Raw genomic sequence first — 11329 nt, 5'->3', positions numbered from 1 at the left:
ATGAATGTTTAGCTTATGAAGGTATCCGAATCCTGGCCCTGGCTTTCATCCCGACGCTCCCCTCCCCCCTTCCAAAGGGGGGTTAGGGGGGATGGAGAGCGCGGGACTTCCCGCCAGGAAAGTTAAAGATAAGAGTCCATATTGTAGGGGCGAATGGCATTCGCCCCTAAACACTGTATGACGACGACAGAATTTTATTACTCCGAAGCCAACGGATTTGATATTATCTATTCTTTCTTCCTGTTCCCTGTTCCCTGTTCCCTGTTCCCTGTTCCCTCTCTAGAGATGTCTATTAATTAAGCTTCAACAGATGATTCATTTGTCACTAATGGAGTATAGCGAGCTTGACATTCTTCATAAGTAGGTGTTTTTGTTGCCTTTTCAGTAATTAGACGAGCGCCACCTTGACCAGTAAAGTAGCTCCAGGCCCACTGAATCATAACAATTAGTTGGTTATCAAATTCAATCATGTAGTAGATATGAATAAATAACCAAGAAAACCAAGCTAGAGGTCCAGAGAAACGAATAGCTTTATACTGTACAACTGCTTGGTGACGACCGATAACAGCCAAACTACCGTAGTCAATATAGTGGAATGGTTTTAAGGTCTGACCTTGCAATCGCTTTCTAATTAGCTTCGCGACATAAACTCCTTCCTGCATTGCTGCTGGAGCAACTCCAGGCACTGGGGAGTCTCCTTGATGGGAGAAGTTAGCTAAGTCTCCAATCACAAAAATTTCAGGATGACCAGGTATTGTCAGGTCTTCATTGACAAAAACACGACCTGCACGATCTAATTCAGCACCTGTGCGATTAGATATTGCTTCAGACACTGCTGATGCTTTCACTCCTGCTCCCCATAATATTGTATGAGCTGGAATGTCTGTTGTTGTTTCTCCAGAACGAACGGTGACTACATTGTTTTCGATATTCGTCACCCGTGTTTTTGTCATCACGTTGACGCCCAACTTCTCCAGTTCTATTCTTGCTTTCTCTGACAAAGCAGGTTTAAAAGAAGGTAAAACTCTTTCTCCACTTTGAATCAGATAAATTTGAGCTTCGCTGGTATTAATCGAACGATATTCTTCTTTTAATTTCGTGTGAGCTAATTCTGCTAAAGCACCTGCTAATTCAACACCTGTTGGACCTGCGCCCACGATTGCAAAGGTTAAGAGTGCTTTCCGTTTTTCTGAGTCTGGTTCTTTTTCTGCAGCTTCAAAGGAGGCGAATATTCTGCGACGCATTTCTAATGCGTTTTCTACTGTTTTTAGTCCGGGAGCTTTTTCTGACCAATCATTTCCGAAATAGTTATGGCTAACACCAGTAGCTAGAACTAATGTATCGTAATCTAATTCTTGGTCGCGCAAGATGAGTTTTTTCTGTTCGGGATCGACATCCACGACTTCACCCATAATAACATGGGTATTTTTCTGTTCGGCAACTACACCGCGAAGAGGAGAAGCAATATCTCCAGGAGAAAGACTTCCTGTAGCTACCTGATAAAGTAATGGCTGAAATAGATGGAAATTTCTTTTGTCAACCAAGGTTACTTTTACAGGTGCTTTCCCAAGTTGTTTGGCAGCTTCTAGTCCTGCAAATCCACCTCCAACGATGACAACATGATGAGGAGATTGATGTTTTTCCTGGTTTAGACTCATAGTTATTTCCCCCTTTCAACTGAGTAGTTACTATTATTTATATAGAGGCTTTTCTTAGCCATTAATGGTCGTTATTTTTCGACCTTAGTTTCAAAATATCACAATTTTTAAAAGGGTTTTCGTATCAACTGTTACCAATTGTTAATTTAAAATAAAGCTCATATAATTATTGACAAAAACAAAGGTTTTATATATAATTTTCAACACAAAATCAAATTAAATTGATTATCAATTGAAATATTTTTTTCTTTAAAAACCCCTTTATTGCGAGATAAAGTTTTCAAAAGTTGTTGCTAATCAAGGTTTATTCTTTTGATAACTTGCAAGTTAAATGTACAATTCAGACTAAACTGAGATCTATAACTTCAATTTCGGAACACCAAGAAAAATCATTAACATTAAATGTGTAAATTCTGTTGACTTGATGAGATTACATAATAGCAATATGAAGTAAATCAAAAATTCCTCCATTAGTCGCAGGTCGTTCTTCAAGTAAATTCATCCAACCTTCAAAGAGATCGATAGGAGTTGAAAGTAAGTAAATATGAGGCATTTGACAAATGCTTTTAATCCGATTTATAGCTTCATTTGGTTCTAGAGGTTTTGCTAATATATTTGTGTTATTCAATAATTAATAATTAATATAGCATCTCCCAGGTTAGTGAGGTACACCGCTGGAGATCCCCCCTAACCCCCCAGGGTCAATTTATTGTCACGCCTGGTCTGTTATTTTGCAGTCATCGTTAGAATATAAAAGCAATGTGACAGGGTATGTTACCGATATTTCTCCAGGTTCTAACGGAGAGAAGGTAGATATAGATAAGTATTCTCCACCCAAACTCAATATAAAAACTGGAATTAAAGCGGAGGGAGAAGTAAAAACCAGGAAAGCAACAGGTCTAAAGTACCTTAGTTAGGGAGGAACATCAACATCTTTAGCTTTTGGAGACAAAGCTTCAGATCCAGGAAAAACTACTGAAGAGGCAGTTTTTGAAATACTAAAATGAAAAATAGAAACAAAACTTGTTGGCGGTACAGGAAGAAGTAGAGTTACTTGGATTAGGGAAAAAGCTTAATGATAAATTTTGTAGATCCATTTTTAACTTATATCGGGTGTGAAACAGACCCAAAATATAACGGTGCTGATTAGGAAATGAAAGAATTTTTTACCAGGCAAAATATAATATTTAATTTCCTCGAAGGTAAAGAAAAGGCTGATACGTTACTAGATGGCCTTGATGAGCAGGGTATAAACCCTGACGAATATATTAACTCTGTGGAAGAGTCAATAAATTTTATTGTTACTAATAATATTAAAGTAACAGATGCTGGCTTATTTATGGCTTCCCCAGTCTTAGAGTTAGAAAATCGCTGGGTTTGAGAGATTCTATTTGAGCAAATAAATTCACTTGCTCCTGAATATGTAAATCAAATTCTTTTTTGAATTGACTTAAAGTTTTAAAATCACTATATGCCATTTTTTTACCGAAAAATTAACATTGAAATCTTCTCCAATAAAGGAGAAAAAATTCTTTTAACCAATCCTTCTATTACAGAAGAGGTAATTATTAATTATTAATTGTTAATTATTAATGATTGAATATAGCAAACCTAAATTGGTTGTGACAATTTTTCTAATAGTTAATTTGAGGTGAAAACCTTGAAAATTCTGTACGTCGGTAATCCAACGGCTTCCCTAACTGTAGGGGCGATTTCCGTTTGTCATGCTCCTAATTACGCGGAAAGCGACAGCATTCGGAACGAAATCGCCCCTACCACTAAAATATTACAACTTAAATAGGATTGCTATATGATGTATTTATTACTTTTGAGAATTGAAATATAATTTAGATAAACCTGCCAAGACTCAAGATTTTTGTAAATTAAGTTAAATTTTAAAAAGATATACTGGAACTAATCGTAATTATTTTTTTCATAAAAAGTAAATATCAATCAATAATCATGAAACTATTAACATTACATCTTTATCCTTTGATGGCCTTAACTTCTCTATTTGGAACAGTCGCCATCCCTGCTCATAGTCAACCTATTATCCCCGCAGCAGACGGTACAGGAACTACAGTTAACCAAAACGGCAACCAATTTAATATCCAAGGTGGTACTCCTAGTAGTAATAGTTCAAACTTATTTCATAGTTTTACTCAATTTAACGTTGAATCTGGTCAAACTGCTAATTTCCTTACCACCCCAGATATTCGCAACATCTTGGGTAGAGTTACAGGTGGAAATGCTTCTACTATAAATGGCTTAATTCAAGTAGTTGGTGGCAATTCCAACTTATTCTTAATGAACCCCGCTGGAGTTCTTTTTGGCCCTAATGCTAGTCTCAATGTTCCTGCTTCTTTCAGTGTTACTACTGCCACAGGTATAGGTTTCAATGGCAATAATTTCTGGTTTAAAGCAATGGGTACAAATGATTACTCAAATTTAGTAGGTAATCCCAGTGGTTATCATTTTGATGTCTCTAACCCAGGAGCTATAGTTAATGAGGGAAGCTTAAGTTTAAATCCGGGAAATAATCTTACTCTCGCTGGGGGTACAGTTGTCAATACAGGTGAACTATCTACGGCAGGTGGAAATATTACGATCGCTGCAGTTAATGGTGGGGATACGTTGCGGATTTCTCAACCAGGCCATGTTTTGAGTTTAGATGTATCGCCTTCCTCCGCAAATTTATCGGGAGAGTCAATTACACCATTATCATTAGCACAGTTGTTAACAGGTGGCGAAATAAGTCATGCCTCATCTGTGATGGTAGATGCTCAGGGTAATTTGGTCTTGACAGGTACAGAGGGAGTAGCAGTTGCCTCTGGAAATATTGATGTATCAACAACTTCCACTCCCCCCCTTTCAAAGGGGGGTGAGGGGGGAACCATATCCCCCCTTTCAAAGGGGGGTGAGGGGGGATATGGTTCCCCCCTTTCAAAGGGGGGTCAGGGGGGATATGGTATCGGTGGACAAATTAATGTGTTAGGCGATCGCGTAGCAGTTATTGATGCTAATATTCAGGCCAATGGTTTAAATGGTGGAGGAACAGTATTAATCGGAGGTGACTTTCAAGGCAGTGGAATTGTTCCCAACTCTGAGCAAACTTTTGTTAACAATAACTCTTTTATTTATGCAGATGCTATTGATAATGGAAATGGTGGTCAAGTCATAATTTGGTCGGATGATACGACTAATTTTGCTGGAAATATTAGCGCTACAGGGGGAGAATTTTATGGTGATGGAGGGTTTGTTGAAATATCTGGCAAACAGGAACTAATTTTTGATGGAAATGTTAATGTTGGTGCAGCATTAGGAGAAGTAGGAACAATATTATTTGACCCGAAAAATATAATTATAGGAGCAGAAATAGGGGATGTAAATGAAGAGGATAATCAGACACTTTCCCTTGAAGCAATAGCAGAATTAGAAGGTAATATTCAGCTCCAAGCTGATAATGATATAACTGTTAATCAACCAATAGAAACTTCTAAATCTATAGAATTAAAAGCCGGAAGAAGTATTAATATAAATGCCGATATAGATACATCCAATGGCAATAGTAATATTACTCTATTTGGTAATTATAGTGAAAATGAAAATGATAATGGAGTCGATATTAATAATCGCGATTCAGGAGCAGCTTCTATTAATCAAACAGAAGGTACAACATTAAATGCAGGTAGTGGGGATATTACAATTAAACTAGGAAGTTTAGGAGAAAATGGCGATATAAATCTAGCTAATTTAACTACTACTGGTCAAGTTTTAATTAATGCTAATCGAGGAAATATTAGCCGAGTTTCTCCTAATTCTTTAATTACTGCCGACCGAGCAATATTGGAAACTGGAAGTATTGGTGGTGTTGGTTTAGCTGAAGCTCCCTTGCGTATAGATGTAAATAATTTAGAAGTATTAACAGGTGACAAAGGAGTATTTATTGAGTCCATAAGTAATTTAATTATTGGTGGTGTTAATGATAATGATCGTATAAAAGGAATTGATAATAAAGGTGGAGGTGATATTGAACTAAATATTAATGGTAACCTTACTGTAACGGAACAGATAAGTACATCAGCTCCCGATAGTCAACCAGGAAATATTACTATTTCTAGTAGTGGGAATATTGATACTACTCAAATCACAATTAATGCCAAGTCAGAATCAACCAGTGGTGGGGATGTGCTTCTCAGTGCTGATGGCGATATTAAAACAGGTTTAATTGATGTTTCCACAGAAGGGAGTAATAGAGGCGGGAATATTACTATAAATAGTGGTGGTGAAGTTGATACGACTGCGGGTAGAATAAAGTCTGCTTCTTTGGATGGAGATGGTGGAAAAGTTGCTATTACAAGCAATGGCAATTTAACAACAGGTAATATTAACTCCAGTGCGGATGGCGCTGGTAATGGAGGAGATATTACTCTGGAAAGCACAGGTGGTAACGTTGATACCAGTAGTGAGGAACTAGCTTCTTTTTCCCGTGGGGGTAATGCGGGAAATGTCAGCATTACCAGTCAGGGCAATATTACAACTGGAGACATATTTTCTTCCGCAGGCGATCCATTAGATGTAGATGGAGACTTAGAAGATTCCACAAGTAATACTAACTCCGATCAAAATGGTAGTGGTAGTGGAGGGGATATTACTCTGACAGCAGAAGGAACTATTGATACTAGCGCGGGAACTATAGAATCATTTTCTCGTTTAAGCGCTGGAGGTACAGTCAGTATTACCACCAAAGGTGATATTACTACAGGAGGAGTTTTTTCTACTGCTGGTGAACCTACGGAAGGTGCTAGTGTAACTACAGAAGGAACAACACAGGGGGAAATAAATAGTAGTAATAGCGGTAATATTACTATTGAAAGTACAGAAGGTGCAGTAACTACCACAGCAGAAATAGACACTGCTGCTGTTGGCGGAAATGCAGGAAGTGTAACTATTAAAGCTTTTGGAGATATTAAGACTGAAAGTATTGAATCATCAACATTTGGTGGTGATGGTGGAGATATCACCATTGAAAGTACCAGTGGTAGTATTGATACTACTGGAGTTGCAGGAGATGCAGAAATATTTTCTCTTTCTAATCAGGGAAATGCAGGAAATGTCATTGCTAAAAGTAACGGGAATTTAATCACAGGTAAGATTGATTCTAATTCAGACAATGGTAGAGGTGGAAATATTACCTTAGAAAGTACAGGTGGAAATGTCGATACCAGTATTAGTCAGTTGAGTTCTTTTTCCGACGTTGGAGATGCGGGAGATGTAAATATCAAGAGTCTTGGTGATATTAAAACAGGTAATGTTAATTCTGAGACACAAGGTGGTACGGGTGGAGATATTACCCTAGAAAGTACAGGTGGAAATATTGATAGCAGTAGTGGTGAACTCGCATCTTCTTCTAGTAGTGGGAATGCTGGAAATATCAGTCTTACCAGTCAGGGCGATATTAAAACTGGAAACGTTTCTTCTTTTGCAGGTGAAGACTTTGGTGAAACTGAAGAATCTGAAAATTCTGGTAGTGGTGATGGAGGAGATATTACTCTCAAAGCAGGAGGTAGTATTGATACTACCGCAGGAACTGACGGTGCATCAAATCTGGAATCATTTTCTCGTGACGGTTCAGGTGGCAATATTATTCTAGAAGCAAAAGGTGATATTACTATAGGTAGAACTCTTTCTACTGCTGGCAACCCGGAAAATGATAGTGATACCTTAGTCACAACACAAACGGAGGGAAATGGTGGTAGTAGTGGTGATATAAGTATTACAAGTACAGAAGGGGCGGTAACTACCACAGCAGAAATCAATAGCTTTGCTACTAATGGTGATGGTGGTAGTGTGACTATCGAAAGTTTTGGCGATCTTAATATAGGTAATGAAATTAATTCCCGTAGCGATAGCAATGGTGATGGTGGCGATATTTCTCTAGCAAGTCAAACAGGGGCGGTCGATATGACGACAGGAGCAATAGAATCATTTTCTCGTCAAGGTGCAGGAGGTGATATTACTATTATTGGCGAGGGAGATATTAATATTGGTAACAATGAAGCAGGTGATGAGACAACAGGTCTTAACTCTGAAGCTCAAACCAGTAGTGATGGTGGCGATATTTTTATAGAAAGTAATACAGGTGTCATAACTATCAATAGTGAGTTATCTTCTTTTTCGGGAACAGGTAATGGCGGTGATATTAATATCAAAAGTTTTGGTGATCTGATAATAAGTAATATAGACTCTCGTTCAGATGGTAATGGTAATGGTGGGAATATTATTTTGTCAAGTACAAGTGGAAGCATAGATACCAGTATTGGTTTCTTACGTTCTTTTTCAGAATCAGGAAATGCTGGAGATGTGGATATTACAAGCAATCTAGATTTGATAACAGGTGATATAGATTCTCGTTCAAATGGTAGTGGTGAAGGTGGGAGCATTACTCTAGAAAGTACAGGTGGAAATATTGATTCCAGTAGCGGCGAACTCAGTTCCTCCTCCCTGAATGGGAATGCAGGAACTGTCAGTCTTACCAGTCAGGGCAATATCACAACTGGAAATATTTCTTCTTTTGCAGGTCAAGATCGTGGTGAAGCAGAAGACGAAGATTCAGAAAATTCTGTTAGTGGTAATGGAGGAGATATTACCCTCAAAGCAGGGGGAACTATTGATACTACGGCAGGAACTGAGGATGAATCAAGTCTGGAATCATTCTCTCGTGACGGTTCAGGTGGCAACATTATTCTCGAAGCAAAAGGTGATGTTACTACTGGCACAATTCTTTCTACCGCTGGCGACCCCGATAATGATGACACTATAGCAACAACACAGACGCAGATAGATGGTGCTAGGAGTGGTGATATAAGTATTAAAAGTACAGAAGGGACAGTAACTACTACAGCAGAAATCAATAGCTTTGCTACTACTGGTGATGGTGGTGACATAACTATCGAAAGCTTTGGTGACATTAATATTAGTAATAATGAAACAGAGGATGAACCAAGAGGTATTGACTCCCGTGCTGATACCAGTAGTGATGGTGGCGATATTTTTATAGAAAGTAATACAGGCGTCATAACCATCAATAGTGAGTTATCTTCTTCTTCGGGAACAGGTGATGGCGGTGAAGTTAATATCAAAAGTTTTGGCGATTTGAGCACAAGTAATCTAGACTCTCGTTCAGATGGTAATGGTAATGGTGGGAATATTATTTTGTCAAGTACAAGTGGAAGCATAGATACCAGTAGTGGTGAATTATCTTCTTTTTCAGAATTAGGAAATGCTGGATATGTGAATATTACAAGCAATCTAGATTTGATAACAGGTGAGATAGACTCTCGTTCAGATGGTAGTGGTAATGGTGGCAGTATTACTCTCGAAAGTACAGGTGGAAATGTTAATACCAGGAGTGGTCTCCTACGTTCTTTTTCAGAATCAGGAAATGCTGGAGATGTGAACATTACTAGCAATCTGAATTTGAGAACGGGTGATATAGACTCTCGTTCAAATGGTAGTGGTAATGGTGGCAGTATTACCCTCGAAAGTACAGGTGGAAATGTTAATACCAGCAGTGGTGAATTCTCTTCTTTTTCACTCTTCGGAGATGCTGGAGACGTGAATATTACCAGTAGTGGCAATCTGACCACGGGTGATATAGACTCTCGTTCAAATGGTAGTGGTCAAGGTGGAAGTCTTATACTCGAAAGTACAGGTGGAAATATTGATACCAGGAATGGTTCCCTAAGTTCTTTTTCAGTAGCAGGAGATGCTGGAGATGTGAATATTACCAGTAGTGGCAATCTGAACACGGGTGATATAGACTCTCGTTCAGGTATTGGTAAAGGTGGGAATATTACCCTTGAAAGTACAGGTGGAAATGTTGATACCAGTAGTGGTTTCTTAAGTTCTTTTTCACAGTTAGGAAATGCTGGAAATGTAACTATCTCCAGTAATGGTAATTTAACTACAGGTGAAATATTTTCCTCCAGTGGCGACCCGGTAGACTCCAACAACGATATACCCTCCTTAGCAGAATTAACAGAATTAGCAATCGCAGAACCGTCCTTAGCAGAAGCAGTAATCGAACAACAAATAAATAATCTTAACTTTAGAGAAAATACCTCTGGTAGCGGTGGTAATATTACTCTAAAAGCTGAAGGTGAGATAAATACTACAGCAGGAGTGATAGAGTCATTCTCTCGTGAAGGTTCAGGGGGAAGTATTACCATTGAAGCTAACGGTAATATTATCACAAGTGAAATAATTTCCTCAGCAGCAGATCCAGAAAATATACCAACTCTTGGAGAAAATACAGAAACCACAAATCAGTCTGAGGTGGAGGAACCAACAAGTAGACAAAGCGGTAATATTAAAATTGAAAGTACAGAGGGTACGGTGACAACTCAAGGAGAAATTACTTCCTATAGCAATAATGGAAATGCGGGTAATATTGAGATTATTGGTAATGGTGAGATTAACATTGGTGAGGAGGAAGGATTTATTGACTCCCGTGCTGATACCAGTGGCAATGGTGGTACTATTAAAATTGAAAGTAAAACAGGTGCCATAACTATCAATAGTGAGTTATCTTCTTCTTCCCAAACAGGTGATGGCGGTGATGTAGAGATTACCGCCACAGGTAATATTAATACAGGAACAATTTCTTCCTTTTCAGAAGGTAATGGTAACGGTGGCAATATTACCCTAAAAAGTACAAGCGGAAATATTGATACAACCAGTGGTCAATTAGGTTCCTTCAGTGGTGAAGAAATAGATGAAACCCGAAATCTAGAAACTATAGCAGATGAAAATCAAGGAGGACAAGGTGGAAATATTACTCTAGAAGCTGAAGGTGAAATCAATGCAGGAGATATAGAGTCATTCTCTCGTGAAGGTTCAGGGGGCAGTATTACCATTGAAGCTAACGGTAATATTATCACAAGTGAAATAATTTCCTCAGCAGCAGATCCAGAAAATATACCAACTCTTGGAGAAAATACAGAAACCACAAATCAGTCTGAGGTGGAGGAACCAACAAGTAGACAAAGCGGTAATATTAAAATTGAAAGTACAGAGGGTACGGTGACAACTCAAGGAGAAATTACTTCCTATAGCAATAATGGAAATGCGGGTAATATTGAGATTATTGGTAATGGTGAGATTAACATTGGTGAGGAGGAAGGATTTATTGACTCCCGTGCTGATACCAGTGGCAATGGTGGTACTATTAAAATTGAAAGTAAAACAGGTGCCATAACTATCAATAGTGAGTTATCTTCTTCTTCCCAAACAGGTGATGGCGGTGATGTAGAGATTACCGCCACAGGTAATATTAATACAGGAACAATTTCTTCCTTTTCAGAAGGTAATGGTAACGGTGGCAATATTACCCTAAAAAGTACAAGCGGAAATATTGATACAACCAGTGGTCAATTAGGTTCCTTCAGTGGTGAAGAAATAGATGAAACCCGAAATCTAGAAACTATAGCAGATGAAAATCAAGGAGGACAAGGTGGAAATATTACTCTAGAAGCTGAAGGTGAAATCAATGCAGGAGATATAGAGTCATTCTCTCGTGAAGGTTCAGGGGGCAGTATTACCATTGAAGCTAACGGTAATATTATCACAAGTGAAATAATTTCCTCAGCAGCAGATCCAGAAAATATACC

At 38.3% G+C, this 11329-nt stretch carries 5 protein-coding genes; 3 read left to right on the top strand and 2 right to left on the bottom strand.

Annotated features, from left to right (window positions below; translation table 11 throughout):
• Positions 1–296: 296 nt before the first annotated feature.
• Together F6K40_RS32700 and F6K40_RS32695 are read right to left on the bottom strand one after the other, a co-directional pair.
• Positions 297–1658, bottom strand: coding sequence for an NAD(P)/FAD-dependent oxidoreductase (locus F6K40_RS32700; protein ID WP_293142155.1), 1362 nt, complete (start codon positions 1656–1658; stop codon positions 297–299).
• Positions 1659–2088: 430 nt separating this feature from the next.
• A complete protein-coding gene (locus F6K40_RS32695) occupies positions 2089–2286 on the bottom strand; it encodes a hypothetical protein (protein WP_293142153.1) in 198 nt (65 codons plus the stop codon).
• Between the two features lie 525 nt (positions 2287–2811).
• Between F6K40_RS32695 and F6K40_RS32690 the strand changes: the two genes are divergently transcribed.
• From F6K40_RS32690 to F6K40_RS32680, 3 genes are all read left to right on the top strand, one after another.
• Positions 2812–3039 (top strand): hypothetical protein, encoded by a 228-nt coding sequence (locus F6K40_RS32690; protein WP_293142151.1) that lies wholly within the window; start codon positions 2812–2814, stop codon positions 3037–3039.
• A gap of 279 nt (positions 3040–3318) precedes the next feature.
• On the top strand, positions 3319–3459 hold the full coding sequence (locus F6K40_RS32685) for a hypothetical protein (protein WP_293142149.1): 141 nt from the start codon (positions 3319–3321) through the stop codon (positions 3457–3459).
• Between the two features lie 161 nt (positions 3460–3620).
• Positions 3621–11329: beta strand repeat-containing protein (locus tag F6K40_RS32680; RefSeq protein WP_293142148.1), on the top strand; the 7709-nt coding region annotated here is incomplete at its 3' end.

Source organism: Okeania sp. SIO3I5 (assembly GCF_010672085.1).
Taxonomy (GTDB): domain Bacteria; phylum Cyanobacteriota; class Cyanobacteriia; order Cyanobacteriales; family Microcoleaceae; genus Trichodesmium.
This window is presented reverse-complemented; position numbering and strand designations above follow the sequence as displayed.

Excerpts from the sequence above, each read along its gene's own strand:
- F6K40_RS32700 (WP_293142155.1), bottom strand. The coding sequence starts at position 1,658 with ATGAGTCTAAACCAGGAAAAACATCAATCTCCTCATCATGTTGTCATC.
- F6K40_RS32690 (WP_293142151.1), top strand. The coding sequence starts at position 2,812 with ATGAAAGAATTTTTTACCAGGCAAAATATAATATTTAATTTCCTCGAA.